Raw genomic sequence first — 25,338 nt, forward strand, 5'->3', positions numbered from 1 at the left:
GCGCAAGGGTAGCGCTGGAACTAGTCGCGCGCCATGCCCTTGGCCATGCGGGCGAGAACTTCGGTCATGGCGTCAGCGATCTCGCGGTCCTCGGGCGCGGCATCGGCAATCGCGCGGGTCATGCAATCGGCCCATTGCCCGGCGGTTTCGCGCGTGATCGGGAAAGGTTTGTGCATCGACATCATGCACTTTCCGGGATTGGCATCGAACCACTGACGCGGGCCGCCACACCATCCGGCCAGAAAGCCCGGCAGCGATTCACGCATCGGCGAAAGGTCGGCAGCGTGCATATCGCGCAAGGGTTTGTAGGCCGGGTCGGTGTCCATCAGATCGTAGAACCGATCAGTGATGCGGCGCAGCGAATCTGCTCCGCCGATGCGGTGGTAGGGCGTCTGGATTTCGGCTTCGCTGGCCACGGTTTCGCTCCGGCTGGGAATCGGGAGCCTTGGCTGTGCCGCATGGCGGGGCCAGCGACATTGATGCCAATCAAGTTTTTGCAGGCAGCGCCTTGGCCGCGAGGCGAGCCGCCATGCCGCCCAGCACGGCACCGATGGCAAGGTTGGTAGCGGCTGCATCCCACTGCCGATAGCGGGTCCAATCGCCGCCAGTGCGCAAGGAGACCCACGCAAGTTTTCCCAGCACTGCCGCAGGTGCCACGAACAGAATATTGGACATTATCGTTCTCTCCCCGTTGTTTATCGCACAACGGGGATTGTCTTTCGGGGTTCCATCCCGGCCTCCGCTCATCCTGAGCCTGCCGAAGGATGCTTGCGCTACGGAACGGCCCCCTTCGACAGGCTCAGGGTGAGCGGGGTTGAGAAATCAGTCTGCAATCATAGCCTTGAGTGTGTCGAGCCGGTCCGCCTCATGCGCGGGCTTGTCGGTGCGGATGCGGCTGATGCGGGGGAAGCGCATGGCGACGCCGGATTTGTGGCGCTTGCTGGTGTGGACCGAATCGAAAGCAACTTCGAAAACCAGCGATTTGTCGGTTTCGCGCACCGGGCCGAACTTGCCCACGGTGTGCTGGCGGACGTGGCGGTCTAGGAACTTCAGTTCCTCATCGGTGAAGCCGAAGTAGGCCTTGCCCACGGGCAGCAGTTCCGCCCCGGAATCAGGATCGCCGTTCCAGCAGCCGAAAGTGAAATCGGAATAGAACGAGGAGCGTTTGCCGCTGCCCCGTTGGGCATACATCAGCACGCAATCGATCAGCAGCGGATCGCGCTTCCACTTGTACCACAGGCCGGTGCGGCGGCCAGCGACATAGCGGCTGTCCCGCCGTTTGAGCATGACTCCTTCGATAGCATCGTCGCGCGCACGGCTGCGGATCTCGGCAAGATCGTCAAAGTCCTTGGCCGGAATGACCTGGGATATATCGAAACGGGTGGCGTCAAGACGCGGGACGAGTTCTTCCAATCGGGCGCGGCGCTGTTCCCATGCCCATTCGCGCAGATCTTCGCCGCCGTCGATCAGCAGGTCGTAGAGGCGGACGAAGGCGGGGAATTGCGCCAGCATGGCTTTCGAAACGGTCTTGCGGCCAAGGCGCTGTTGCAGCGCGTTGAAGCTGGCCGCGCCTCCGGTTTCGCCGCCCTGATGCGCACCGCGCACCAGCAGTTCGCCGTCCAGTACGCAAGGGGTGGTCAATGCGGCGGTGACTTCCGGGAAAGTCGCGGAAATGTCGTCTCCGCTGCGGGAATAGACGCGGGTTTCGCCTGCGACGTTTACGATCTGCACGCGGATGCCGTCCCACTTCCATTCGGCGGCATATTCGGACAGGTCGAGACTTTCTGCCTCAAGCGGGTGGGCTAGCATGAAGGGTCGGAACAGCGGCAGCAGATCGGTGCGCGGCGGGGCTGCGCCGTTTGCGGCCCAATCAAACAGCGGCGTGTAGGGCGGCGATTGACCGTGCCAGTATTCCTCAACGTCCTCCACATTGACATCGAAGGCCTGCGCGAAGGCGACTTTGGCGAGGCGCGAGGAGATGCCGATGCGCATCGCACCGGTTGCAAGTTTCAGAATTGCATAGCGACCGTTGACGTCAAGACGGTCAAGCAGATCGGCCAGAATGGCGGGCGCGGTGGTGCGGGTGGTGGCGTGGAGCGTTTCGACGACTTCGGCTACGGTGGGGGCGGGAAGGCTTTCGCCGAGCGGTTCGGGCCAGAGCAGGCTGGCGGTTTCGGCGGTATCGCCCACGTAATCGCGGCTCAATGTCCACAGCACCGGATCGACGCGCTCGGCCATCAGGCTGCGGATCAGGCTGGCTTTGACTGCAGGGAAGTCCAGTCCATCGGTCAATGCGGCGAGCGCCCAGCCCCGGTCGGGATCGGGGGTTTCGCGCAGGTAGTCTGCCAGCAGCGCCAGCTTGGCATTGCGCGACGGGGTGAGCACGAGCGCGTCGAGCAGGGCGGCGAAGCGGTTCATGGCGCGGCCCTTGTGCGGTATGCTTCGACAAGCTCAGCATGAGCGGAGTTGTAAGGCCCTGAAAAGAGCCGCTCAGCCTGAGCTTGTCGAAGGCCCCCAGCGCTACGCATTAGTCGTCCTCGTCCTCATAGCCGACCAGCGCCAGAGCGCGGGCCTTTCGCTGGGTGAGTTCGCACCAGCGCAGGAGCGCTTCCTCGCGCCCGTGGGTGACCCAGGTTTCGGCGGGGTTTACCTCGGTTATGGTCTGGGTCAGTTCGTCCCAGTCGGCGTGGTCCGATATGATCAGCGGCAGTTCGACACCGCGCTGGCGGGCGCGCTGGCGGACGCGCATCCAGCCCGATGCCATCGCGGTGATGGGATCGGGCAGGCGGCGGCTCCAGCGGTCATTCAGCGCGGACGGAGGGCAGATGACGATGCTGTTGGCTAGCGCGGCTTTAGGCACGCCCGCCACGCCTTGCAGATCCCCCAGATCGACGCCGTGGTCTTCATAAAGGCGGCACATCCGCTCCATCGCACCGTGCAGCCAGATGGTGTCGCGATGGCCAGCAGCGCGCAGTTCCGCGATCACGCGCTGCGCCTTGCCCAGGGCATAGGCGCCAACGAGAACGCAGCGACCCCGATCATTTTCGCGCGCGGCGAGGAGTTTGGCCATTTCATCGGCAATCGGCGGATGGCGGAAGACGGGGAGGCCGAAGGTCGCCTCGGTGACGAACACGTCGCACGGGGTGACTTCGAACGGCGGGCAGGTGGGATCGGCGCGACGCTTGTAATCGCCCGTCACTATTACACGTTCACCTGCGTGTTCGAGCAGGATCTGGGCCGAGCCAAGGACGTGGCCTGCGGGGATATAGGTGGCACGGACGCCGCCCTTCAGCGTCACCGTCTCGCCATAGGCAACGGGCGTGCTGCTTGTTTCCTGCACGCCATAGCGCAGCGCCATGATGGCGAGCGTTTCGGGCGTGGCGACAGTAAGGCGGTGGCCGCCCCGTGCGTGATCCGCATGGCCGTGGGTCACAAGCGCGAGATCGACAGGGCGCGCCGGATCTATCCATGCGTCAGCAGGCACGACATGGAGGCCGTATGGTTCGGGTTTCAGCCAAGAGAAAGGAGCGGCCATCGTGTGAACAATGGCCGGATGCCGTGCGCGGTTCCAGTGCCCTTCATGCCGTGAAGTTGCGCCGCGCAACTTTGGCCCAACGAAAAAGGCCCACCCGAGAGGGCAGGCCTTTATCCTTTACGCTTGCGCTGAAGTCTATTCGGCTTCGTCGGTGCTCGGCTGCGAAGCGGCCTTGCCCTTTTTCGCCTTGCTCTTCACCAGCTTGGGCGCGGCAGGCGTCAGTTCAAAGGAAAGCACGTCTTCCTTCAGGCTGACATGGACTTCGCCGCCATTGGCCAGTTTGCCGAACAACAGTTCTTCGGCCAGCGGCTTCTTGACCTTCTCCTGAATCAGGCGGGCCATCGGGCGGGCGCCATAGAGCTTGTCGTAGCCCTTCTTCGCCAGCCAGTTACGCGCATCGGCATCGAACTGGATGTGGACGTTCTGGTCGGCCAACTGAAGTTCAAGCTGCAGCACGAACTTGTCGACGACGCGGCTGACGACTTCGGGCGGCAGGTAGCTGAACGGAACGATCGCATCGAGACGATTGCGGAATTCGGGGGTGAAGAGCTTCTTTACCGCTTCGTCGCCCGCGTCGGCCTTGGACACATCGCCAAAGCCGATGCCCTGCCGCGTCATATCCGATGCGCCCGCGTTGGTGGTCATGATCAGAACCACGTTGCGGAAATCGACAGTCTTGCCGTGGTGGTCGGTCAGGCGCCCATTGTCCATCACCTGCAGCAGGATGTTGAACAGATCGGGGTGAGCCTTTTCGATTTCATCGAGCAGCAGGACGCAGTGCGGCTGCTGATCGATCGCATCGGTGAGCAGACCGCCCTGATCGAAACCGACATAGCCCGGAGGCGCACCGATCAGGCGCGAAACCGAATGCCGTTCCATATATTCCGACATGTCGAAACGCTGCAGCGGGATGCCCATGATCTGGGCAAGGCTGCGGGCGACTTCGGTCTTGCCGACGCCGGTAGGGCCGCTGAACAGGAACGAGCCAATCGGCTTGTCAGGATCGCGCAGACCGGCGCGTGACAGCTTCATGGCCGAGGACAGCACTTCGATGGCCCTGTCCTGCCCGAAGACGAGGCGTTTCAGATCGCGTTCGAGGTGTTCCAGAACCTTCTTGTCGTCGCTCGACACCGATTTGGGCGGGATGCGGGCCATCGTGGCGATGACCTGTTCGATCTCGCGCGCGGTGATGGTCTTCTTGCGCTTCGAAGGCGGCACCAGCATCTGCATTGCGCCCACTTCGTCGATCACGTCGATCGCCTTGTCGGGCAGCTTGCGGTCATTGATGTAGCGCGCCGAAAGCTCGACCGCGGTCTTGATCGCATCGGGGGTGTACTTGACCTTGTGGTGATCCTCGAAGGCCGTGCGCAGGCCTTTCAGGATCTTGATCGTGTCCTCGACGGTCGGCTCGTTCACGTCGATCTTCTGGAACCGGCGCAGCAGCGCGCGGTCCTTTTCGAAGTGGTTGCGGAACTCCTTGTAGGTGGTCGACCCGATGCAACGGATCGTGCCACCCGAAAGCGCAGGCTTGAGCAGGTTCGACGCATCCATTGCACCGCCGCTGGTGGCTCCGGCACCGATGACGGTGTGGATTTCATCGATGAACAGCACGGCGTGCGGCATCTTTTCCAGTTCGGAAACGACCTGCTTCAGGCGCTCTTCAAAGTCACCGCGATAGCGCGTTCCAGCCAGCAGACTGCCCATGTCGAGCGAATAGATCACCGCTTCGGCCAGCACTTCGGGCACTTCGCCTTCAACGATCTTGCGCGCGAGGCCTTCGGCAATCGCCGTCTTGCCCACGCCGGGATCACCCACGTAGAGCGGGTTGTTCTTCGACCGGCGGCACAGAATCTGGATCGTGCGATCCACTTCGGGACCGCGCCCGATCAGAGGATCGATCTTGCCGGTGAGGGCCTTCTCGTTGAGATTGACGGTGAACTGGTCGAGCGCCGTTTCCTTCTTCTGGCTCTTGGCGTCGGTCTTTTCTTCCTGCTGCTTGGGCGCTTCTTCCTCTGCCCCCTTGGGATTGCGACCTTCGACCTGACGGCCACCCTTGCCAATGCCGTGGCTGATGAAGCTGACCGCATCAAGACGGCTCATGTCCTGCTGCTGCAGGAAATAGACGGCGTAGCTATCGCGTTCGGAAAAGAGCGCGACCAGCACGTTGGCCCCGGTCACGGTGTCCTTGCCCGAGGACTGCACGTGAAGGATGGCACGCTGGATCACCCGCTGGAAACCGGCCGTCGGCTGCGGATCGGCCTTTTCCTGCGTTTTCAGCGACTGATATTCCTGATCGAGATACTGGCGCACAACGTCACCCAGATCGCCCAGATCGACGCCGCAGGCCTGCATGACCTGCGCCGCATCTGCATCATCGATCAGAGCCAGCAGGAGATGTTCGAGAGTCGCGTATTCATGGCTGCGCTCAGACGCATTGGCGAGCGCGGTGTGCAGCGTTTTTTCGAGACTCTGGGCAAAACTGGGCATGTTTTGGCTACTTTCTGGCTTGCGCCGGTGGGTTCTCCATCAAGGAGAGTGCACACACGTTATTAACCACGGCTAAACCATGTGTGAGGGTGAAAACAGATGGCCCAAAGGCATCCGTATATCGAGCGATATGGGAACGCCCTTCGGCAAAGGGAAGGGCGCGAAAATTCATCCTGCGCTGCCTGAAGGCGGCGGCTTGCCGAACAGCGCTTCGGCAGCGGCACGATGCGCGCTGGCCTTGTCGCGGTGGGCGACAGTGCGAACAATTTCGAGTTCCAGCAGACGGATACGTTCGTTCAGCTCGTCATGCGAATAGGGGTCGAGCAGTTCGGTTGCCAGCTGGCTGGCCAGATCCCCTTTCGGGCGAGGGCGCTCATCCATATCCATTGCGGTCCACTTTGTGCGCCGCAATGCCTTGCTGTCAACGCCCTGCGTGGCTAACCCAAGCGCTAATTGGTATTCGATGACGACAGGGGCTGATTGATGACCGGCGTTCCCGCAACGATGACGGCAATCGGATGGGACGCGCCCGGTGGGCCGGAAGTGCTTCGCCCGGAAACAGTGGCAGTGCCGCAGCCGGGGTCGGGCCAGGTTCTGATCAAGGTGGCTTTTGCCGGGGTCAATCGGCCCGATGTGATCCAGCGGCAGGGTTTCTACCCACCGCCGGCCGATGCATCGCCCCTTCCCGGTCTGGAGGTTGCCGGGCAAGTTGTGGCGATGGGCGAAGGAGTGACCTGGCCCTTTATCGGCACGCCGGTATGCGCGCTGGTGGCAGGTGGCGGCTATGCCCAATATTGCATTGCGGAAGCCGCGCAGTGTCTGCAGGTGCCGACAGGTCTTTCGCTGGCAGAGGCTGCGGCGATCCCCGAAACGCTGTTCACCGTGTGGCACAACGTGTTCGAACGCGGCATGGCGGCCCCCGGTGAGACCATCCTCGTTCACGGCGGAACCAGCGGCATCGGATCGATGGCTATTCTGCTGGGCAAGCTGTTCGACGTGAAGGTGATTGTTACCTGCGGCGGCGCAGACAAATGCGCGCAGGCGCTGGAAATCGGCGCGGCCCATGCGATTGACTACAAGGCTGTGGATTTCGTCGAAGAGGTAAAGCGCCTGACCGATGGCCGGGGCGTGGACATGGTGCTCGATATGGTCGCGGGCGATTATGTGGCACGCAACATCAAGTGCCTTGCCGATGACGGGCGGCATGTGACCATCGCCGTGCAGGGCGGGGTGCGGGCAGAGATCAACATGGCTGAAGTCATGCGCCGCCGACTGACGATGACGGGATCGACGCTGCGCCCGCGCTCGAAAGCGTTCAAGGCGGCGCTGGCGTCCGAAATCCGCGAGACGGTGTGGCCGCTGGCAGCAACGGGGGAATTGCGCCCGATCATGGACCAGAGCTTCCCACTTTCCGAAGCCAGCGCTGCGCACGCGCGGATGGAACAGGGTGCGCACATCGGAAAGATCGTTCTGGCGGTGGCGTGACCGAAGAAGTGCAGAAATACGAATCGCTTCCGCATCGGATTTCGCGCGACATTCCCAAAGCGCACGCATTAGGCTAGTCCCATGCCCATGCTTAGCGCCGTGACCGCCGCCCGCCAGATCCTTACCTCGCTGCATGAGGTCATGGCGTCACGTGCCGGGGCGCAGGCCAAGCTGAACCAGATCGTTGAAGTGATCGGCGAAAACCTCGATTCAGAGGTCTGCTCGATCTACCTCTTGCGCGAAGGAATGCTCGAACTTTTCGCCACGCGCGGCCTCAATCAGGCAGCCGTGCACGTTACCCGTCTGGCCGTGGGCGAAGGTCTGGTCGGCACGATTGCGGGCAATGTCGAAACGCTGAACCTTGCAGAAGCCGCTGCACACCCCGACTTTGCCTTTCGCCCGGAAACGGGGGAAGAAAAGTTCCACTCCTTTGCAGGCGTGCCCATCGTGCGGCGCGAACGGGCCGTGGGCGTTGTTGCCGTGCAGCATGTCGAGCCGCGCCGGTATGAAGAGGTCGAGATCGAGGCGTTGCAGACGGTGGCGATGGTGCTGTCCGAACTCATCGCCAACGCCGAGCTGATCGACGACGAAGAAACGCTGGGCGTGCCTGCGCACCTCACCGGGCCGGACAGACTGAATGGCCTTACGCTGGTAAAGGGCCTCGCCAGCGGCGTCGCGGTATTCCACCAGCCCCGCGTGACGATCGAACATGTCGTGGCAGAAGATACCGAGGCCGAGCGCCAGCGCGTGTACCTCGCTTTCGACAAGATGCGCGAACAGATCGATCGCATGGCCAGTCAGGCCGAGTTCGGCATGGGCGGAGAGCATGAGGAGGTTCTCGAAACCTATCGCATGTTCGCATACGACGAAGGCTGGTCGCGCCGGATCAACGAGGCGATCGATTCCGGGCTGACGGCGGAAGCCGCGATCGAGCGGGTGCAACAGCGCACGCGGATGCGGATGCGCCAGATCGACGATCCGCTGCTGGCGGACCGGATGCACGATCTGGAAGACCTGTCAAACCGGCTTCTGCGCATCGTATCGGGCCAGCTTGGCACGGCAGCGAGCATGGGGCTGAAGGGCGACGCCATCCTGATCGCGCGGAATCTCGGCCCGGCCGAGCTGCTGGAGTATGACAGGCGACGGTTGAAGGGCGTGATCCTTGAAGAAGGCTCGCTTACCGCGCACGTGGTGATCGTGGCACGCGCTATGGGCATTCCGGTGCTGGGACGGATGCGCGCGCTGCGCGGCAAGGTGCGCGAAGGCGATCATCTGCTGCTGGATGGCGATCAGGGCGTGGTCGATGTGCGTCCGGCGCCTTCCCTGATCGAAGCGTTCGAAGCACGCTTTGCCCGCAATCGCGAACGGCAGGCGCACTATGCCACGATGCGCGATGTCGAACCTTTCACGCGCGACGGAACCCGCGTGACGGTGCTGATGAACGCGGGCCTGCGCGACGATACGCCGATGCTGAATCTGACCGGGGCGGACGGCATCGGCCTGTTCCGCACCGAATTCCAGTTCCTTGTTTCGGCCACCCTGCCTTCGCGTGAGCGGCAGACCCGGCTCTATCGTGATGTACTGGACGCTGCTGGTGACAAACCGGTGGTATTTCGCACGGTCGATATCGGCGGGGACAAGGTGCTGCCCTACCTCCGCCACAACGATGGCGAAGCTGAGGAAAACCCGGCGATGGGCTGGCGCGCGCTGCGCGTTGCGTTGGAGCGCGATGGGCTGCTGAAAGTGCAGGCCCGCGCGCTGCTGGAAGCTGCCGGGGGGCGCACGCTCAACGTCATGTTCCCGATGGTGACCGAGCCGTGGGAATTCGATGCCGCAAAGGCCGTGTTCGACAGCCAGCTTGCCTTCCTGCGCCAGCGCAAGAAAGTGTTGCCCGAAGCCCTCCGCTATGGCGCGATGCTGGAAGTTCCGGCACTGGCCGAATGCCTCGACATTCTGGCACCCAAGCTTTCGTTCCTGTCAATCGGCACGAACGACCTGACGCAGTTTCTGTTCGCCGCCGATCGCGCCAACCCCAAGCTGGCTGAACGCTATGACTGGCTTTCGCCCGCCATCCTGCGCTTCCTGCGCCGCGTCGTCAGCACAGTCAGCCCGTTCGGCACCGACGTGACCGTGTGTGGGGAAATGGGCGGACGCAGGCTTGAAGCTCTCGCCCTGCTGGGCCTTGGCATCACGCGCCTGTCGATCACGCCTGCAGCAGTCGGCCCGGTCAAGGAACTGGTGCGCAAGGTGGATATCGAGGACATCCGCGCCGCGATGAACGCCTGGCTGGCCGAGCCGAGCGTGAGCCTGCGAACGACGCTGGCCAACTGGGCGGCTGAGCGCGGGATCGAATGCGATTGACGCGGGACAGAGGGCATTTCATCGCCGTTTAGGGTCATTCCCCGCTTTACATCGTTGACTTTCACCGCATTGCAGCGAACCTTCGGCAAACGGTTGCCAAGCACGAAATGAAAATGACGGGAGTCGCGTTTTGACCGAAGCCGGCGGTCTGCAGGCCATTACCAATTCGACCGATGCGCAATTCCCCGCAGGTGAGCCGCGACGTCCCGCCGTGGGCCAGACGCTGCGCGCCGCGCGTGAAGCCGCAGGCCTTGATATAAAGCAGCTTTCACAGCTCACGCGCGTGACCGCGCGCCATCTGGAAGCTTTGGAAAGCGGTGATTACGCCGCGCTTCCGGGCCGCCCTTATGCCCTAGGCTTTGCCAAGAGCTATGCGCGCGCCGTGGGTCTGGACGAAAAGGTCGTGACCGATGGCATCCGCGCCGAACTTGATAGGCAGGCTCCGCCCCCACCGCCGCGGGTGATCAACCAGTTCGAAGTGGGCGACCCTGCCAAGACACCGACGAAGCTGACCACATGGCTCGCGCTCGGCCTTGCCGTGGCTATCGCACTGGCCGGGCTGGTGTTCTGGCGCAGCTACTACGTGCCTTCGGCCGATCTGCCGTCGCTGGTGGGCGCCGAAGAGCAGGCCCCTGCGCCGGGCGCTTCGGGGCAGGTTGCAGTCGTTCCCCTGCCCAGCGCAGCACCTTCCGGCCCGGTGGTATTCACCGCCACGGAAAATGCGATCTGGGTGAAATTCTATGACGGACAGGGCCAGCAGATCCTGCAAAAGCAACTGGCGATGGGCGAAAGTTTCACGGTGCCCGAAACCGCGCAGAATCCACAACTGTGGACCGGACGCCCCGATGCGCTGAACATCACCATCGGCGGTCAGCCGGTGCCGCGTATCGCCGAGCGCGAAGGCATCGTGAAGGACGTGCCCGTCAGCGCCGTCGCGCTGCTGGGCCGCAATACTCCTGCCCCGGCAGGATCGCAGCCCGTTGCCGCGCCCGCAACATCTGCGACCACCGCCGCCAATGTGCCGCAGCGCCGTCAGACGAGCCGCCCTGCCATTCGCAACCGCGCCCCTGCGGCAAACAACGCGCCCCTCGCCGCCGAGGTTCAGCCTGCATCGGCAGAAGTTCCGGCCGCCGAAAATCCGCCCGCATCCACCGGTTTGCGCTGACCGCATCTCGACTTGGGTTACGCGCTGAGGCATTGATACCGAACGGTTAACGCCAAACGGTCAAAAGGCGCGCGCAGGGATCGTGCGCGCCCGCGAAACGGGAATGACGATGACTTTGAAACTTCGCGGCGCGCTGCCGCTTACCGCACTCCTTCTTGGCATGGTGGCTCCGATCGCCACACCGGCTTTCGCGCAAACGACGACGCAGACTGATGGCGAAGTGCGCCTGCGCCGGATCGAAGCCGAAGTCCGCGCGATCCAGCGCAAGGTCTTCCCCGAAGGCGCCGGCAAGACGTTTGTTCCTGAAATCACCGCAGGGCAGACCGCGACCACCCCTGCCGGCACGCCAGCGGCCTCTGCTGTCACCGACATTCTTGCCCGGATCGACGCGATGGAAGCGCAGATGACGCGGCTCACCGCGCAGGTGGAAGAAGGCCAGAATCGCGCGGCCAAGCTGGAAGAGCGCCTTGCCAAGCTGGAAGCTGCCGCCCCGGCGGCAGACGCGCCTGCACCGGCAGTAAGTACGGCGCCGAGCACGGCTGCACCACTTGCGACCACACCGAAACCCGCGACCACCGCGCCTACCGCGCCCAAGCCTGCAGCGACGGCTCCGGCCAAACCTGCCACGCCAGCAGCTTCGCGGGTTGCGGCGGTTCAGGCCATCGAAAAACCTGCGACGGGCGATGCCGGGCTGGATGAATACAACTATGGCTTCCGCCTGTGGGAAGCGAAGTTCTATCCCGAAGCGCAGCAGCAGTTGCAGATCTATGTCGATCGCTATCCAAAGCACAACATGATCAGCTTTGGCCGCAATCTGCTGGGCCGTGCGTGGATGGACGATGGCAAGCCCGGCACTGCCGCGCAGTTCTTCCTGCAGAACTATCTGGCCGACAAGAAGGGCGCGCGTGCGCCTGACAGCCTGTTGATGCTGGGCACGGCGATGGTCAAGCTCAAGGATACGGAGAAGGCCTGTGGCGCCTTTGCCGAAATGGCCGCCAGCTATCCCACCGAGATCGCCGGTCGCCTGAAGAGCCAGTATGATGCCGCGCGCGCTTCGGTGAAGTGCAAGTGACGGTATCGGGGATAGTCTGACCGCCGCCGCTGCGCGTTTCCGCGCGCAGTGGGAGGCGGTTGCTCCTGACGGGAAAGTGGGCCTTGCCGTTTCTGGCGGGCCGGACAGTCTTGCCCTGCTTGCGCTGGTCCACGAAGTTGCGCCACGCAACTTTGCGGTTGCCACGGTCGATCACGGACTACGGCCAGAAGCAGCGCAGGAAGCGGCCGTTGTTAGCGCGATCTGTGCCAATAGGGGCATCCCTCATCACACGCTCACACTCTCGCTGCCCAAAGGCAGCGCGGTGCAGGAACGCGCCCGCACCGCGCGTTATGGCGCGCTTTCGCAATGGTGTGCCGACCAAGATCTTGCCGCGCTGGCAACAGCGCACCACGCCGATGATCAGGCAGAAACGATGGTTATGCGCCTTAACCGCAAAGTGGGCCTTCGCGGTCTTGCCGGGATGCGGGCAGTAGCCGTTGTGCCCGGCACGCCCACGCTGCCCCTGATCCGCCCACTGCTGGAATGGCGGCGCACAGACCTCGCCACAATCGTCGAGGATGCAGGGCTATGTGCGGTCCATGATCCGTCAAACTGCGACACCGCTTATGAGCGCGTGCGCGTGCGCGCCGCCTTGACGTCATCTAATGCCTTTGATGCCAGCGCCTTTGCTGCAACCGCCCACCATCTGGCCGAAGCCGACGAAGCGCTGGAATGGGCAGTCGCCCAGCTTTGGCAAAGTGTTGGTCAGCAAGACCAGAGTTTCACGTGGAACCCTCCCGCCGATTTGCCGCAAGTTCTTGCCTTGCGGATTCTGGAGCGCATTCTTGCCGAGTTTGAAAGCGCCGTTCCGCGTGGGGCGAGCCTGTTGCATTGGCTGGCAACCCTGCGGTCGAATGGTGTTGCCACGCTCGCAGGCGTAAAGGGCGACGCGCGGCGTGCGCCGTGGCGTTTCACCCGCGCGCCGGAACGCAAGACCAGATCCTGATCCAACTTCGGTTCAGGTCGCTGAAAAACCAGACCTGCGTTATATTGCGATTCACCCGGCTCATCCTACATTGTTCGGGCAACTGCTGTTTACGGCGCCATTAACGGCGATTCCAGAAAGACCCTCGATGAACGACGACCAGCCTCAGGGCAATCCGTGGATCAAGAGCCTCCTCGTCTGGGGCGGTATCTTCCTCGCACTCCTGCTCGTGGTTTCGATGTTCGGATCGCGGGTCGATCAGAACGCGACGACGATCCCCTATTCGGCGTTCCGCAGCCAGGTGGCCGAAGGCGCGGTCCGTTCGGTGGAAATCGCGCCTGACCGGATCAGCGGTACACTGAAGAACGGTGGGCAGTTCACCACCGTGCCCGTGCCCGGTGATTCCGATCTGCCCAAGCTGCTGCAGGACAACAGTGTGCAGTATGCGGGCAAGGCTGCCGAACAGCCCAACATGCTGATGTGGATCATCGCCAATTCACTGCCGTTCCTTTTGATTTTGGGCGTGGCGTTCTTTGCACTGCGTCAGGTCCAGAAGGGCGGCGGTTCGGGCGCGATGGGCTTTGGCAAATCGAAGGCCAAGCTGCTGACCGAGCGGTCGGGCCGGGTGACGTTCGATGATGTCGCCGGTATCGATGAAGCGCGTGAGGAACTGGAAGAAATCGTCGAATTCCTGCGCGATCCTTCGCGTTTTTCGAAGCTGGGCGGCCAGATTCCCAAGGGCGCGCTACTGGTCGGTTCGCCCGGCACCGGCAAGACTCTGCTTGCCCGCGCCATCGCGGGTGAAGCGGGCGTGCCGTTCTTCACCATCTCTGGTTCGGACTTCGTGGAAATGTTCGTGGGCGTAGGCGCAAGCCGCGTGCGCGACATGTTCGAACAGGCCAAGAAGAACGCGCCCTGCATCGTCTTCATCGACGAAATCGACGCGGTGGGCCGCCATCGCGGCCACGGCCTCGGCAATTCGAACGACGAGCGCGAACAGACGCTGAACCAGCTTCTGGTCGAGATGGACGGGTTCGAAGCCAACGAAGGCATCATCATCATCGCGGCCACCAACCGCCCCGATGTGCTTGATCCCGCCCTGCTTCGCCCGGGTCGTTTCGACCGTCAGGTGGTGGTGCCGATCCCCGATATCGAAGGCCGTGAAAAGATCCTGTCGGTTCACATGAAGAAGGTGCCGCTGGCCCCTGACGTGAACCCACGCACCATCGCGCGCGGCACGCCCGGCTTTTCGGGCGCAGACCTTGCCAACCTTGTGAACGAAGCCGCCCTGCTTGCGGCACGCCGCAACAAGCGCCTTGTTGCCATGCAGGAGTTCGAAGACGCCAAGGACAAGGTGATGATGGGCGCGGAACGCCGGTCGATGGTGATGACCGACGACGAGAAGAAGATGACCGCCTATCACGAAGCCGGTCACGCTATCGTCTCGGTGCATGAACCTGCGTCCGATCCGATCCACAAGGCCACGATCATCCCGCGCGGCCGTGCGCTTGGCATGGTCATGCGCCTGCCGGAGCGGGACAGTTATTCCTACCACCGTGACAAGATGCACGCGAACCTGTCGGTCAGCATGGGCGGGCGCGTGGCCGAGGAAATCATCTTCGGGCATGACAAGGTTTCGTCAGGCGCATCTTCCGACATCCAGTACGCGACTTCGCTGGCCCGCTCGATGGTGACCAAGTGGGGCATGTCCGACAAGCTGGGACCGTTGCAATACGAAGAGCAGCAGGAAGGCTATCTCGGCATGGGTGGTTCGGCCCGTCTCTTCGCATCGGACGAGACGAACAAGCTGATCGATACCGAAATTCGCGGGTTGGTGGATGGCGCGCACGCGCGTGCGACCGACATTCTCAAGACCAACGAGGACAAGCTGCACCTGCTGGCGCAGGCCCTGCTCGAATACGAAACACTGACCGGTGACGAAATCAAGGATCTGCTGGAAAGTGGCAAGCTGGACCGTCCGCAAAGCCCGAGCGGCCCCGCGCGCCCGGTGGCGGCGCAAGGTTCTGCCGTACCGCGTGCGGGCAAGAAGTTCGGTGGTTCTGCCAATCCGCAGCTTGCCTGATCTTCAAACCGATCATTTTATCGAAGAGGCGGGGGTAAACTCCCGCCTTTTTCTTTCCCCCTGACGCAAAAGAGCCGCCCGATAGCGGGCGGCTCTGTGATTTGTGCCTTGGAAGGCGGCGCGATCAATGGGTGCCAGAAAGCTCTTCCTTGATCTTCAGCTTCTTGCGTTTGAGCTGAGCCACCAGCGTATCATCAGGGAGGGGCCGGGACATTTCCATCTGGATCTGTCGTTCAAGTCCGGCGTGCTTAGTCTGGAGTGCGCTGATGTGCGTCGATTCCATGCGTTTTCCTCCTTTAGGGAAAGCCCCCTTCAGAAACCCGCACGAGGCCTTCCCCGCGCGGGGCGGCGCTGCCTGCCATATTGCCGTGTCCGATTGTTTCCGACTCAGGGCGGCGGCGCGTTGTCATGCTCCCACAATCACCGTATCTTGCAAGTCAAACCGCGCCGGGACGTGCGGCTTTACGGGTTCGACCGTAGGCCGCAGGAAAGACCCGATTCAGCGCGGCCTATCTTGTGCGAAGGAGTTGGGCGTACAGTGACCGAAGAGGAAATGCGCAAGCGACTGGCGGCGCTGTCCATCGAACATCGCGATCTTGATGCCGCGATCGATGCGCTGACGTCCGCCGGGGTGCGCGACCAGTTGCAGATTGCCCGGCTGAAAAAGCGCAAATTGCTTTTGAAGGACCAGATCGCAATGATCGAAGACTATCTTATCCCGGATATTATTGCCTGATTTCATATAGATATAACAGAATCGCAGTGCCTTGAACCTGTCCCGTTAAGATACGTTCAGGAAAGGGACAGTTACAAATCGGTTGCAGTCTTGGCGAAGCGCCAGACTGCGGCCTAATGCGATGGTCATGGCCCTTCTGCCCAGTCTCAACCCGCGCATCGTCGAAGCGCTCTATGCCGAAGCTCTCGGCCTTGCCGAAACCGTGCGCCTGCGCTTCGAACGCCTGCGGCAGGAAACCGCACAGGCCACCGGTGCCGATGACGAGGATCTGCGCCGCGTGCAGGTTAGCTGTGAAGCGCTGCGCACCACCACGCGCGTGATGCACTGCCTTGCCTGGCTGCTCAATCACCGTGCCCATTTTGCGGGTGAGCTTTCGGAACTGCAATTGCGCCGCCACGGTCGGCTTATCGCGAACTTTCCGACCAGCGAAGCCGATGTGGTGGATACGCTGCCGATGGATGTGCAGGTGCTGGTCCATGAAAGCGAACGACTTTATCAGCGCATTCAGCGGTTGGAGCAGTCGTGGCGCACGCAAGGCATCAGCGGCGAGAGCGCAGTGCGCCGGTTACGCGAACGGCTTTCGCGCGCAGTAGGTGAATAACTTCCTGATTCAGACGGGTAGGGTTGGCGTCATGACATCTGGCGGATCGTGCTTTCTAGCACCGCAGCCTCTTCGGCGCTGAACCACAAACCCAGCTTCGATCGTCGCCACAGCACGTCATCCACAGTCTGCGCCCACTCGCGCGAAATCAGGTGATCCAGTTCCGCTTCGGTAAAGCCCTGTCCGATGGCTCTGCCCATATCGCCGCGCACGAAACCCAAGGCCTCTGTACCGTAAGCACGCGCAAGCCGGTGGATCGTGGGGCGCGACAGGTTCTGCGCCTGCGCATGAATTTCCTGCTCCAGCGGGGCCAGGTTATCAGCCTCATCCAGCCCGTCAGGTGTGAAATCGCCGCCAGGAAGCGCGGAAGTGGCCGTCCATCCTGCGTTATCCGTCACGCCGAGCCGGTCCAGCGCCGCTTCGGCCAGAGTGCGGTGCGTGGTAATCTTGCCGCCCAGCACCGATAGCAACGGGGCGGAATGGCGATCGCTACCCCGGTCGAGTTCAAGGCGATAACCGCGCGTTGCCGCTTCTGGCTTACCTGAGCCATCGTCTGCCAGAAGGCGAAGACCGGCGAACGTCCAGACCACATCCTCGCGCGAAATCTGCCTGCGGAAATGGCGGTTTGCCGCATCGAGCAGATAGGCGATCTCCGCCTCGCTGGCGTGAGGCGGATCAGCGTCGACATTATCTTCGCTATCGGTCGTGCCGATCAGCGTGAAGGCATATTGCCACGGAATGGCGAAGCACACGCGGCCATCGGGCAATTGGAGAAACAGGGCGCGCGGATCGTCATGCAGGCGCGGCACCACGATGTGTGAGCCGCGCACCCGGCGCAGCGCGGCAGGATTTGGTGCGTGCGCGAGATCGAGCAACTGGCCGACTTGCGGCCCGGCTGCGTTGACGGTCATCGCGGCGTGGAACGTTTCATCCCCTTCGCTCGATCTGGCCTCGATCCGCCACAGATGCCCCTCGCGGCGCATCGCCGTAACCGCGCAGCGCGTGCGCACTTCGGCACCACGATCCGCCGCATCACGCGCCAGCAGCACGACAAGGCGCGCATCATCCACCCAGCAATCGGAATATTCGTAGCCACGCCGGATATCGGACTGCAGCCCCATCCGCCCCGCCAGCTTGACCCGCCGTGTTGGTGGCAGGGCCTTACGCCCACCGATGCGATCATAGAGCCACAATCCGCTGCGCAGCATCCACCACGGACGGCCTTCCGGCACGAGGGGTGCAACGAACCGCATCGGCCAGATGATGTGTGGCGCCTGTCGCCAAAGGATTTCCCGTTCGTGCAGGCCTTCGGCCACCAGCGCGAATTCACGATGTTCGAGATAGCGCAGACCGCCGTGGATCAGCTTGGTCGATGCCGAAGACGTGCCCTGCGCCAGATCGCCGCGTTCGAGCAGCAGAACCGACAGGCCTCTTCCCGCAGCATCGCGGGCGATGGCCGCGCCATTCACCCCTCCACCGATTACGGCGAGATCATAGGGCGCATCCATCGACCGGTCCATGCACCCATCCTGATACGAGCGGTCACGTTGCGCAAGGTTGCACCGGCTAAGGACAAGGCCCATACCGGAGCAATGGCTCAGATGCCCCCCATCCCCGATCGCAGTGAATGGCCCGTGGGCCGTGCGGAATACCTCGAGCCGCTGGTGCGGCGCGTGCTGGCGCCCAATCCTTCGCCTTACACTTTCACCGGCACGCAGACCTATATCGTGGGCGCTGGCCAGGAATTGGCCGTGATCGATCCGGGGCCGGATGATACGGGCGCTAATGGCCATGCCGATACCAATGGCGAAGGGCACGTTGCGGCAATCCTTGCAGCGGTGGGTGAAGCGAAGATTACCGCCATCGTCTGCACGCACACGCACCGCGACCACAGCCCGGCATCGCGTCCGCTGCAAGCGGCGACGGGCGCCCCGATCATCGGTTGCGCGCCACTGATGCTGGATGACGATGGCCCGCGCGCCGATGCCGCGTTCGATCCCGACTATCTGCCGGATCGGGTGCTAACCGATGGTGAGCAGATTTCTGGCGATGGCTGGACGCTGCAGGCAGTCGCCACGCCGGGGCACACCAGCAACCATCTGTGCTACAGCGTGGTGGAAAGCGGGGCCTTGTTTACCGGTGACCATGTGATGGGCTGGTCCACCTCGGTGGTATCGCCCCCGGATGGTGACATGGCTGCCTATATGGCAAGCCTGCAGAAGCTTTATGACCGTGAAGACCGCGTGCTTTATCCCGCACATGGTCCGCAGATCGACAATCCGCGCCAGCTTGTCCGTGGAATGCTGGGCCACCGCAGGCAACGCGAGCGCCAGATCGTGCGCCTGCTGGAAGACGGCGGCCCCCATGCGATCCCCGAATTCGTGAGCGGGATGTACAAGGGATTGGACGAGCGACTGCACGGCGCGGCCGGGCGCTCGGTTCTGGCACATCTGATCGATCTGGAACGGCAGGGCCGGGTGCGGGTTGAGGATGAACGATGGATGATACGCGCCTGACCTCTTCGCCCTCCGCACCCGCAGCCAGCCCTACGGCCTCGCTGGCACGGGTTTCGTTTCTGCCGTGGGCGCTGTTCCTGATAGCGCTGGCCAGCGCGGTATTTTTCGCTTGGAAATGGTGGCAGCCCGAAGATCTGGGCGACCCGCTTGCCACCAGCCTTGTGGCCTTTGAAAAGCAGGACAAGTTGACCGTGTTCAGCGCGGAACTGGCACCGGTGGTGTCCAGTAACGATTCGCGCATGTTCGGATTGGTCAATTCCAAGCAGGTCGCCGTGATTCCCGCCCGTATCGATTACACCATAGACCTTTCGAAGGTGGGGCGCGAACGGTTGAACTGGGACGCGCAGACGCAGACCCTTGGCGTGAAATTGCCGACTTTGACAGTGAGCCGCCCCAATCTTGATGAGGCGCGCGCGCAATATCTGCGCGATGGCATCTGGATCACACGCGAAGCGCAGGACAAGCTGACGCGCGACAATACCCGCCTGGCCGAAGCACAGGCAGTGCAACAGGCGGCCAATCCCGTCCTTATGAACCTTGCGCGACAGGCAGCCAAGGAAGCGATTTCGCAGAATCTTTCGATCCCGCTGCAGGTTGCCGGCTATGGCAAGGCCAAGGTCGTCGTCACTTTCGACCCGTGAGACCCGGCGGAATGGCGCAGGCTATTGCGATAGAAGGCGACGCCCCCTAAGTCCGCGTCTCGCCCGAAGGATCAAAGCGGGCGGGAGGATGCGACACCATGACTGCCCAGCCTTTGAACCTTTCCGGCCTTGATCTGCGCGCCGAGATCGACCGTCTGCGCAAGGAGCGCAATGCGTTGATCCTTGCGCACTATTACCAGCGCCCGGAAATTCAGGATCTGGCCGATTTTGTGGGTGACAGTCTGGAACTGTCGCGCAAGGCAGCAGCGACCGATGCCGATGTCATCGCATTCTGCGGCGTGAAGTTCATGGCCGATACCGCCAAAATTCTGTCGCCCAAAAAGATCGTGGTGCTGCCCGATATGGACGCGGGATGCAGCCTTGAAGATTCCTGCCCGCCGGACAAGTTCAAGGCCTTCCGCGAAGCGCATCCCGATCATATCGCGCTGACCTACATCAACTGCTCGACCGAGGTTAAGGCCCTATCGGATGTGATCGTGACCTCATCGAGCGCTGAAACGATCCTTGCGCAGATCCCGCCCGAACAGAAGATCATCTTCGGTCCCGACCGCCATCTCGGCGGCTATCTGAACCGCAAGTTCGGGCGCGACATGCTGCTTTGGCCGGGCGTGTGCATCGTGCACGAAGCGTTTTCCGAAACCGAACTGCTCAAGCTTATGGCGCAGCATCCCGGAGCACCCGTGGCAGGCCACCCGGAATGCCCACCGCACATCATCGACCATTGCGATTATGTCGGTTCGACCAGTGGCATCCTGCAATTCGCCAAGACCTTTACCGGCGATACGCTGATCGTGGCGACCGAGCCGCACATCATCCACCAGATGCAACTGGCGATCCCGGAAAAGACCTTCATCGGTGCACCCGGTGCAGACGGCAACTGCAACTGCAACATCTGTCCGTACATGGCGCTCAACACGATGGAAAAGCTCTATATCGCCCTGCGCGATCTGGAGCCACGCATCGAAATGGACGAAGACCTTCGCCTCGCTGCCAAGAAGAGCCTCGACCGTATGCTGGACATGGCCAGCGGCACCGTGGGCCTGGGCGATCTGGGTGCGCGGCCTTTCGGGGGGTAATTCAGCCCGCTGCCATGACCCTGCGCACCATGTCCGGCTCCGCCTCGATCACTTTGAGATAGGAGCGGACGGCAGGCGGGGGCATATAGCGACCAATTTCGTACTGCCGGATGGAATTTGCCGGAATTCCGAAAATCTCGGCAAATTCCTTTTGGCTAAGACCTAGCCGATTGCGCAACTTGCGCACACGACGGCCCATCAGGCCGCGTTCGAGGGCGGCGACTGTGACGTCAAAATCTTCCGGGTCATTCGGGTCCGCCGGTATGGCGATCGTAGTCTCTTTGTTCACCAGCATTGCTCCGTCTAACCGAGATCAATCGCACCTTCTCGCCCCGCCAGACATGGACAGCAGTGTATAGCTTTCCATCAACTAGACCGATGGCCTTTAAGCGGTCTTCACCATCAATCGGCCTGTGCGAAGCTACGACGATGTGATCGTCGTGGTTGAACACCCGCATCCCGAATGAAAGCCGCAACCCGTGTTTGAACCGGTTGGCTTCGTCCTTTGCGGGATCGAATTCGAACTCCATCGGCTCTGACTATGTGAATCACATATAGCAAGCGAGCGTCGATGTGTCGAGAATGGCGGTTTCAGTCCGGCTTGCTCTCGTCCACCGGCTCGGCACTTCTGGCCAGAACCAGCGCGGCGCCGACCAGTGTCATGCCGATGGCATCTGGCAGGGCAAGCACTTCGTTGAAAGCAAGCCAGCCCACCAGTACCGAAACCGCAGGCTGGGTGAGCAGGACAAGGCCGATCACCAGCGGAGGGAAGTGCCGCAGCGAATAGACGAGCAGACCCTGCCCAACGATCTGGCTGGCGAACATCAAGCCAATCAATGGCCACCAGTTCGTTGGCCAGACCGCTTCCCCCAGTACCAGCGCGGTGACCAGCATTACCGGGACACCCGCAAGGCTGGACCAGAACAGCAGGCTCCACGAGCCGAAGCGCCCGCGAATGCCCTGCACCAGCAGAATGTATACCACATAGAACAGCCCGGCGAGGATGCAGAACAAGTCTCCGGCAAGGGTGCGCGCATCGATTTCCATCGAACGGCCCAGCAACAGGCCAGCACCGCCCAGCGCCATCGCCACTGCAGCAAACTCCCGAAGATGCGGGCGGCGGTGCATGGTCACCAGCCCCCAGACCATCAGGATCAGGCTGCCTGAGTTGCCGAAGAGGGTGGCGTTGCCCAGCTTGGTCATTTCGATGCCGACGTGCCAGCTGGCGAGATCAAGCGCGAAGACGACGCCTGCCGCCACAATGATCCACCAGTCCCTGCGCGCATAGCCCCACATCGGCTCGCGCCCGCGCAGGGCGAAAAACGCCAGCAAGGGCAAAGCCAACGCGAGCCGCCACAATCCGGCAGATACAGGCCCGCTATCGGCAAGGCGCACGAACCACGGTCCCAAGGCCAGCGCAATGTTTCCTGTCAGCAGGGCAAGGAAATGCTTCGGACTGGGGCGAAATGACAAGGCTGCGTCACTTGAATTCGTCATTGGCGCCGCCTAATCCAGTTGCAAAGCGAAACCCAGTGCGTCTCGCTGATTTTCTAACGAAAGGTCTCCTACCCATGCATGACCCGCTGTTCCAGCCCGTGCGTCTTGGCGCGATCGAAGCACCCAACCGCATCATCATGGCGCCGCTCACGCGCGGACGTGCGACAGCAGATGGCGTGCCCACGCCCAGCATGGTGGAATACTATCGCCAGCGGGCCAGCGCCGGGCTGATCATCACCGAAGCCACCGGCATCAGCCGCGAAGGCCTTGGTTGGCCGAGCGCGCCTGGCATCTGGAGCGACGAGCAGACCGAAGCGTGGAAGCCCATCGTGCAGGCCGTGCATCAGGCCGGGGGGCGCATCATCATGCAGCTGTGGCACATGGGGCGCATCGTTCATCCCTATTTCCTTGGCGGGGAGCCGCCAGTTTCGGCATCGGCCACAACGGCGCCCGGCCACGCTCACACGCCCGAAGGCACCAAGGATTACGAGGCCGCTCGCCCACTGCGGATCGATGAAATGCCGCGACTGGTCGACGATTATGGCCGCGCCGCCGAAAATGCGAAGAAGGCAGGTTTCGATGGCGTCCAGCTCCACGCGGCCAATGGCTATCTGATCGACCAGTTCCTGCGCGATGGCAGCAACTTGCGCGATGACGATTACGGCGGCAGCCCGCAGAACCGCGTGCGTCTGATGCGCGAAGTGATGGAACGGCTGATCGCGATCTGGGGCAAGGAGCGCGTCTCGATTCGCCTGTCGCCCAATGGCGATTCGCAAGGGGTGGACGACAGCAACCCTGCTGCAACGTTCGGTGAAGCGGCGCGGGTGTTGCAGGAACTGGGCGCGAGCTTCGTCGAACTGCGCCAGCCGGGGCCGGATGGAACCTTTGGCCAGACCGACGTACCTCAGCAGGACGGTGTGATCCGCTCGATCTATACCGGTCCGCTGGTGCTCAACAGCGACTATACACCGGAAGACGCCGCAGCAGATGTGGCATCGGGCCGGGCCGACGCGATCAGCTTCGGTCGCCCCTTTATCTCGAACCCCGATCTGGTGGACCGCATCCAGCAGGGCGCGCAGATCAATCCGAACAAGGGGGTGCCGCAGACGTGGTATTTCCCCGGCGAAGCAGGCTATACCGACTATCCGACGCTGGCGGAGGAAACCGCTGCAGTCGACTGATGGAGAGTTACCCTATGCCGCCCAGATCATGGCTATTCGTTCCCGGTGACAGTGAAAAGAAGCTGGGCAAGGCCATGACCACGGGTGCGCACGCGGTGATCATCGATCTGGAAGACGCGGTGGCACCGGCCGCCAAGCCAGCCGCCCGCGCGCTTGCGCAGGGCTGGCTGGCGGCCCACCGGCAGCACGTGACCGAGAATCGGCCCGTCGCACGCTGGGTGCGGATCAATGCCATCGACACCGGCATGTGGCGGGACGATCTGCAGGTGGTCATGGCCGGCGCGCCAGATGGCGTGATGCTGCCCAAGTGCGAAGGGCCGGAACAGGTACGCCTGCTGGCTGCGGAAATCTACGAACTGGAACAGCGCCACCGCATCGCCAACGGCAGCACCCGCATCCTGCCGCTGGTGAGCGAGACGGCAAAGTCCGCACTGACCATCCCGGCCTATGTCGATGCGGCGATGCCCCGCCTTGCCGGGTTGACGTGGGGGGCGGAAGACCTGTCCGCTGTGCTGGGTGCCAGCCGGAAGCGCGATGCCGATGGGGCATGGACCGATGCGTTCCGCTTTATCCGCGCGCAATGCCTGCTGGTGGCGCACGCCAGCGGCATCTGGTCGATCGACACCCTGCATGACGATTTCCGTGATGAGGCAGGCACGCAGCGCGCAGCACACGCGGCGCGCGCGGATGGTTTCACCGGAATGCTGGCGATCCACCCTTCACAGGTGGCGATCATCAACGCCGCGTTTGCCCCAAGCGCAGCGGAACTGGCCGAAGCCGAAGCGATCATCGGCCTATTTGCGCAAAATCCTGCTGCAGGCACCCTGCAATACAATGGGCGGATGATCGATCAGCCCCACCTGCGAATGGCGAAACAGCTATTGGGTATCAGCTGACGCATCAGCCGGGGCAGCGGCTTCAGGCGCAGGTTCGGCTTTTTTCTGGTCCGTCGCGTCGGTCTTGTCTGCAGCGTCTTTCTTTGGCGCCGAATGTTTGACCGGAGCGAGCGGCGGAGAAGCCGTCGAGGTATCGAGATCGATCATCTCGTCCGAAATCGAACCGGGCAGGACTTCGCCCCCGGCAGCGGTGGCCTTGCCCTGTTCTGCCTGCTGGTTGCATGAGGCGAGGAGCAGGCCGAGAGCGAATATGGCAGTACTTCGGATCATGCAGCCTCCGGTGGCGTCGATGGGGTAAGGCGTTCAGAGTTGATCGGGCAAGGCGTATCCAGCTTGGCCAGAAACGCATCGAAGTGGGCGAGCAACGCCTCATCCCATGCTTCGGCGCTGACATCGCGGCCCAATGCGGCAAGGCTGGTGACGCCAAATTCCTCGATACCGCATGGCACGATGCCCCCGAAGTGCGAAAGATCGGGCGCAAGGTTCACCGAGAAACCGTGCATCGTCACCCAACGGCGGATACGCACGCCAATCGCGCCGATCTTCGCCTCGCGACCATCCGCGCCCCGTGTCCATATGCCGACGCGGCCCTCGGCGCGCCACGATTCCACACCGAAATCGGCCAGCGTATCGATTACCCAGCCTTCGAGAGCATGGACAAAGCCCCGCACATCGCGCGCGCGCTTGCGCAGATCGAGCAGAACATAGCCGATGCGTTGGCCGGGGCCATGATAAGTGTAGCGCCCGCCACGCCCCGCCTCGACCACTTCAAAGCGCGGATCGAGCAGTTCCTGCGGATCGGCACTGGTGCCTGCCGTGTAGACCGGCGGGTGTTCCAGCAACCACACAAGTTCCTGCGCGGTATCATCGGCAATCGCCGCGTTGCGCACGGCCATTTCATCAAGCGCGGCGCGATAGGGCACTTGCGCGGTTTCGCGGCGGATTTCGATGGTGTTTGGGCCCGGCATGGTATTCCGCATGGCGCAGATGCCTCGGATCATCAAGAGGCCGCAAAGCGCACGAAGCATCGGGGTTCGAC

General features: G+C 62.5%; 26 protein-coding genes. 13 read left to right on the forward strand and 13 right to left on the reverse strand.

All coding sequences use genetic code 11. From position 1 onward, the window contains the following. Positions 1–20: 20 nt before the first annotated feature. From ACOVQ0_RS19570 to ACOVQ0_RS19595, 6 genes are all read right to left on the reverse strand, one after another. The gene (locus ACOVQ0_RS19570; RefSeq protein WP_421888515.1) at positions 21–416 is read right to left on the reverse strand and encodes a group II truncated hemoglobin; all 396 of its coding nucleotides are present in this window, start codon (positions 414–416) and stop codon (positions 21–23) included. 70 nt (positions 417–486) lie between these two features. Beyond that, the gene (locus tag ACOVQ0_RS19575; RefSeq protein ID WP_421888517.1) at positions 487–675 is read right to left on the reverse strand and encodes a hypothetical protein; all 189 of its coding nucleotides are present in this window, start codon (positions 673–675) and stop codon (positions 487–489) included. 147 nt (positions 676–822) lie between these two features. Further along, a complete protein-coding gene (locus ACOVQ0_RS19580) occupies positions 823–2,418 on the reverse strand; it encodes a cisplatin damage response ATP-dependent DNA ligase (RefSeq protein WP_421888519.1) in 1,596 nt (531 codons plus the stop codon). Positions 2,419–2,527: 109 nt separating this feature from the next. Continuing rightward, positions 2,528–3,535, reverse strand: coding sequence for a ligase-associated DNA damage response exonuclease (locus ACOVQ0_RS19585; RefSeq protein WP_421888521.1), 1,008 nt, complete (start codon positions 3,533–3,535; stop codon positions 2,528–2,530). Between the two features lie 135 nt (positions 3,536–3,670). Beyond that, positions 3,671–6,022 carry an ATP-dependent Clp protease ATP-binding subunit ClpA gene (gene clpA, locus ACOVQ0_RS19590; RefSeq protein ID WP_421888523.1) on the reverse strand — a complete coding sequence of 784 codons (2,352 nt, stop codon included), beginning with the start codon at positions 6,020–6,022 and terminating at the stop codon, positions 3,671–3,673. 168 nt (positions 6,023–6,190) lie between these two features. Continuing rightward, positions 6,191–6,403, reverse strand: a complete 213-nt coding sequence (locus ACOVQ0_RS19595; RefSeq protein ID WP_421888524.1) for a DUF1192 family protein — start codon at positions 6,401–6,403, stop codon at positions 6,191–6,193. Between the two features lie 102 nt (positions 6,404–6,505). On the opposite strand from ACOVQ0_RS19595, the gene ACOVQ0_RS19600 reads away from it, so the two are divergent. The 6 genes from ACOVQ0_RS19600 to ftsH all read left to right on the forward strand — a co-directional run bounded on the left by ACOVQ0_RS19600 (position 6,506) and on the right by ftsH (position 15,134). Then, complete coding sequence (locus tag ACOVQ0_RS19600; RefSeq protein WP_421888526.1) at positions 6,506–7,507, forward strand: NAD(P)H-quinone oxidoreductase; 1,002 nt, start codon at positions 6,506–6,508, stop codon at positions 7,505–7,507. 81 nt (positions 7,508–7,588) lie between these two features. Beyond that, positions 7,589–9,868 (forward strand): phosphoenolpyruvate--protein phosphotransferase, encoded by a 2,280-nt coding sequence (ptsP, locus tag ACOVQ0_RS19605; protein WP_421888528.1) that lies wholly within the window; start codon positions 7,589–7,591, stop codon positions 9,866–9,868. Between the two features lie 130 nt (positions 9,869–9,998). Continuing rightward, complete coding sequence (locus ACOVQ0_RS19610) at positions 9,999–11,033, forward strand: helix-turn-helix domain-containing protein (RefSeq protein ID WP_421888530.1); 1,035 nt, start codon at positions 9,999–10,001, stop codon at positions 11,031–11,033. Between the two features lie 109 nt (positions 11,034–11,142). Next, complete coding sequence (locus tag ACOVQ0_RS19615; RefSeq protein ID WP_421888532.1) at positions 11,143–12,105, forward strand: tetratricopeptide repeat protein; 963 nt, start codon at positions 11,143–11,145, stop codon at positions 12,103–12,105. Positions 12,106–12,181: 76 nt separating this feature from the next. Beyond that, entirely contained in the window at positions 12,182–13,072 is an 891-nt protein-coding gene (tilS, locus tag ACOVQ0_RS19620; protein ID WP_421888534.1) for a tRNA lysidine(34) synthetase TilS, read from the forward strand. 127 nt (positions 13,073–13,199) lie between these two features. Continuing rightward, positions 13,200–15,134 (forward strand): ATP-dependent zinc metalloprotease FtsH, encoded by a 1,935-nt coding sequence (gene ftsH, locus ACOVQ0_RS19625; protein ID WP_421888536.1) that lies wholly within the window; start codon positions 13,200–13,202, stop codon positions 15,132–15,134. A gap of 124 nt (positions 15,135–15,258) precedes the next feature. On the opposite strand, the gene ACOVQ0_RS19630 is transcribed toward ftsH, so the two are convergent. Further along, positions 15,259–15,417, reverse strand: coding sequence for a YdcH family protein (locus tag ACOVQ0_RS19630; protein WP_421888538.1), 159 nt, complete (start codon positions 15,415–15,417; stop codon positions 15,259–15,261). Positions 15,418–15,672: 255 nt separating this feature from the next. Here ACOVQ0_RS19630 and ACOVQ0_RS19635 point away from each other — a divergent pair, with 255 nt between their 5' ends. After that, positions 15,673–15,870, forward strand: coding sequence for a YdcH family protein (locus tag ACOVQ0_RS19635; RefSeq protein WP_168851065.1), 198 nt, complete (start codon positions 15,673–15,675; stop codon positions 15,868–15,870). 127 nt (positions 15,871–15,997) lie between these two features. After that, positions 15,998–16,471 carry a DUF1465 family protein gene (locus ACOVQ0_RS19640; protein ID WP_421888540.1) on the forward strand — a complete coding sequence of 158 codons (474 nt, stop codon included), beginning with the start codon at positions 15,998–16,000 and terminating at the stop codon, positions 16,469–16,471. Between the two features lie 29 nt (positions 16,472–16,500). Here ACOVQ0_RS19640 and ACOVQ0_RS19645 read toward each other — a convergent pair whose 3' ends face one another. After that, entirely contained in the window at positions 16,501–17,991 is a 1,491-nt protein-coding gene (locus ACOVQ0_RS19645; RefSeq protein WP_421888541.1) for a glycerol-3-phosphate dehydrogenase, read from the reverse strand. A gap of 72 nt (positions 17,992–18,063) precedes the next feature. Here ACOVQ0_RS19645 and ACOVQ0_RS19650 point away from each other — a divergent pair, with 72 nt between their 5' ends. The 3 genes from ACOVQ0_RS19650 to nadA all read left to right on the forward strand — a co-directional run bounded on the left by ACOVQ0_RS19650 (position 18,064) and on the right by nadA (position 20,725). After that, positions 18,064–18,987, forward strand: a complete 924-nt coding sequence (locus ACOVQ0_RS19650; protein ID WP_421888543.1) for an MBL fold metallo-hydrolase — start codon at positions 18,064–18,066, stop codon at positions 18,985–18,987. Then, on the forward strand, positions 18,969–19,628 hold the full coding sequence (locus ACOVQ0_RS19655) for a DUF4230 domain-containing protein (protein WP_421888545.1): 660 nt from the start codon (positions 18,969–18,971) through the stop codon (positions 19,626–19,628). The genes ACOVQ0_RS19650 and ACOVQ0_RS19655 overlap by 19 nt, the downstream gene beginning before the upstream one ends. Positions 19,629–19,726: 98 nt before the next feature. After that, complete coding sequence (gene nadA, locus ACOVQ0_RS19660; protein ID WP_421888547.1) at positions 19,727–20,725, forward strand: quinolinate synthase NadA; 999 nt, start codon at positions 19,727–19,729, stop codon at positions 20,723–20,725. A 1-nt stretch (position 20,726) separates the two neighbouring features. Here nadA and ACOVQ0_RS19665 read toward each other — a convergent pair whose 3' ends face one another. From ACOVQ0_RS19665 to ACOVQ0_RS19675, 3 genes are all read right to left on the reverse strand, one after another. Continuing rightward, complete coding sequence (locus ACOVQ0_RS19665) at positions 20,727–21,014, reverse strand: helix-turn-helix domain-containing protein (protein ID WP_421888549.1); 288 nt, start codon at positions 21,012–21,014, stop codon at positions 20,727–20,729. Then, positions 20,971–21,255, reverse strand: coding sequence for a BrnT family toxin (locus ACOVQ0_RS19670; RefSeq protein ID WP_421888551.1), 285 nt, complete (start codon positions 21,253–21,255; stop codon positions 20,971–20,973). The genes ACOVQ0_RS19665 and ACOVQ0_RS19670 overlap by 44 nt, the downstream gene beginning before the upstream one ends. Before the next feature lie 61 nt (positions 21,256–21,316). Further along, entirely contained in the window at positions 21,317–22,222 is a 906-nt protein-coding gene (locus ACOVQ0_RS19675) for a DMT family transporter (protein ID WP_421888553.1), read from the reverse strand. Between the two features lie 74 nt (positions 22,223–22,296). Here ACOVQ0_RS19675 and ACOVQ0_RS19680 point away from each other — a divergent pair, with 74 nt between their 5' ends. Next, a complete protein-coding gene (locus ACOVQ0_RS19680) occupies positions 22,297–23,403 on the forward strand; it encodes an alkene reductase (protein ID WP_421888554.1) in 1,107 nt (368 codons plus the stop codon). A 14-nt stretch (positions 23,404–23,417) separates the two neighbouring features. After that, positions 23,418–24,299 (forward strand): HpcH/HpaI aldolase/citrate lyase family protein, encoded by an 882-nt coding sequence (locus ACOVQ0_RS19685; RefSeq protein ID WP_421888556.1) that lies wholly within the window; start codon positions 23,418–23,420, stop codon positions 24,297–24,299. Here ACOVQ0_RS19685 and ACOVQ0_RS19690 read toward each other — a convergent pair. Both ACOVQ0_RS19690 and lipB read right to left on the reverse strand, forming a co-directional pair. Continuing rightward, complete coding sequence (locus ACOVQ0_RS19690; RefSeq protein WP_421888558.1) at positions 24,282–24,569, reverse strand: hypothetical protein; 288 nt, start codon at positions 24,567–24,569, stop codon at positions 24,282–24,284. The genes ACOVQ0_RS19685 and ACOVQ0_RS19690 overlap by 18 nt on opposite strands. Then, entirely contained in the window at positions 24,566–25,267 is a 702-nt protein-coding gene (lipB, locus tag ACOVQ0_RS19695) for a lipoyl(octanoyl) transferase LipB (RefSeq protein ID WP_421888560.1), read from the reverse strand. The genes ACOVQ0_RS19690 and lipB overlap by 4 nt, the downstream gene beginning before the upstream one ends. Positions 25,268–25,338 lie beyond the last annotated feature (71 nt).

The organism is Novosphingobium sp. (assembly GCF_049240505.1).
In the GTDB taxonomy this organism is placed as follows: Bacteria; Pseudomonadota; Alphaproteobacteria; order Sphingomonadales; family Sphingomonadaceae; genus Novosphingobium.

What these genes read in the sequence shown, in the direction of transcription:
- ACOVQ0_RS19575 (WP_421888517.1), bottom strand. Translation starts at nt 675, where the DNA reads ATGTCCAATATTCTGTTCGTGGCACCTGCGGCAGTGCTGGGAAAACTT.
- ACOVQ0_RS19580 (WP_421888519.1), bottom strand. Translation starts at nt 2,418, where the DNA reads ATGAACCGCTTCGCCGCCCTGCTCGACGCGCTCGTGCTCACCCCGTCG.
- ACOVQ0_RS19585 (WP_421888521.1), bottom strand. Translation starts at nt 3,535, where the DNA reads ATGGCCGCTCCTTTCTCTTGGCTGAAACCCGAACCATACGGCCTCCAT.
- clpA (WP_421888523.1), bottom strand. Translation starts at nt 6,022, where the DNA reads ATGCCCAGTTTTGCCCAGAGTCTCGAAAAAACGCTGCACACCGCGCTC.
- ACOVQ0_RS19595 (WP_421888524.1), bottom strand. Translation starts at nt 6,403, where the DNA reads ATGGATGAGCGCCCTCGCCCGAAAGGGGATCTGGCCAGCCAGCTGGCA.
- ACOVQ0_RS19600 (WP_421888526.1), top strand. Translation starts at nt 6,506, where the DNA reads ATGACCGGCGTTCCCGCAACGATGACGGCAATCGGATGGGACGCGCCC.
- ptsP (WP_421888528.1), top strand. Translation starts at nt 7,589, where the DNA reads ATGCCCATGCTTAGCGCCGTGACCGCCGCCCGCCAGATCCTTACCTCG.
- ACOVQ0_RS19615 (WP_421888532.1), top strand. Translation starts at nt 11,143, where the DNA reads ATGACTTTGAAACTTCGCGGCGCGCTGCCGCTTACCGCACTCCTTCTT.
- ftsH (WP_421888536.1), top strand. Translation starts at nt 13,200, where the DNA reads ATGAACGACGACCAGCCTCAGGGCAATCCGTGGATCAAGAGCCTCCTC.
- ACOVQ0_RS19630 (WP_421888538.1), bottom strand. Translation starts at nt 15,417, where the DNA reads ATGGAATCGACGCACATCAGCGCACTCCAGACTAAGCACGCCGGACTT.
- ACOVQ0_RS19640 (WP_421888540.1), top strand. Translation starts at nt 15,998, where the DNA reads ATGGCCCTTCTGCCCAGTCTCAACCCGCGCATCGTCGAAGCGCTCTAT.
- ACOVQ0_RS19645 (WP_421888541.1), bottom strand. Translation starts at nt 17,991, where the DNA reads ATGGACCGGTCGATGGATGCGCCCTATGATCTCGCCGTAATCGGTGGA.
- ACOVQ0_RS19650 (WP_421888543.1), top strand. Translation starts at nt 18,064, where the DNA reads ATGGCTCAGATGCCCCCCATCCCCGATCGCAGTGAATGGCCCGTGGGC.
- ACOVQ0_RS19655 (WP_421888545.1), top strand. Translation starts at nt 18,969, where the DNA reads ATGGATGATACGCGCCTGACCTCTTCGCCCTCCGCACCCGCAGCCAGC.
- nadA (WP_421888547.1), top strand. Translation starts at nt 19,727, where the DNA reads ATGACTGCCCAGCCTTTGAACCTTTCCGGCCTTGATCTGCGCGCCGAG.
- ACOVQ0_RS19670 (WP_421888551.1), bottom strand. Translation starts at nt 21,255, where the DNA reads ATGGAGTTCGAATTCGATCCCGCAAAGGACGAAGCCAACCGGTTCAAA.
- ACOVQ0_RS19675 (WP_421888553.1), bottom strand. Translation starts at nt 22,222, where the DNA reads ATGACGAATTCAAGTGACGCAGCCTTGTCATTTCGCCCCAGTCCGAAG.
- ACOVQ0_RS19680 (WP_421888554.1), top strand. Translation starts at nt 22,297, where the DNA reads ATGCATGACCCGCTGTTCCAGCCCGTGCGTCTTGGCGCGATCGAAGCA.
- ACOVQ0_RS19685 (WP_421888556.1), top strand. Translation starts at nt 23,418, where the DNA reads ATGCCGCCCAGATCATGGCTATTCGTTCCCGGTGACAGTGAAAAGAAG.
- ACOVQ0_RS19690 (WP_421888558.1), bottom strand. Translation starts at nt 24,569, where the DNA reads ATGATCCGAAGTACTGCCATATTCGCTCTCGGCCTGCTCCTCGCCTCA.
- lipB (WP_421888560.1), bottom strand. Translation starts at nt 25,267, where the DNA reads ATGCCGGGCCCAAACACCATCGAAATCCGCCGCGAAACCGCGCAAGTG.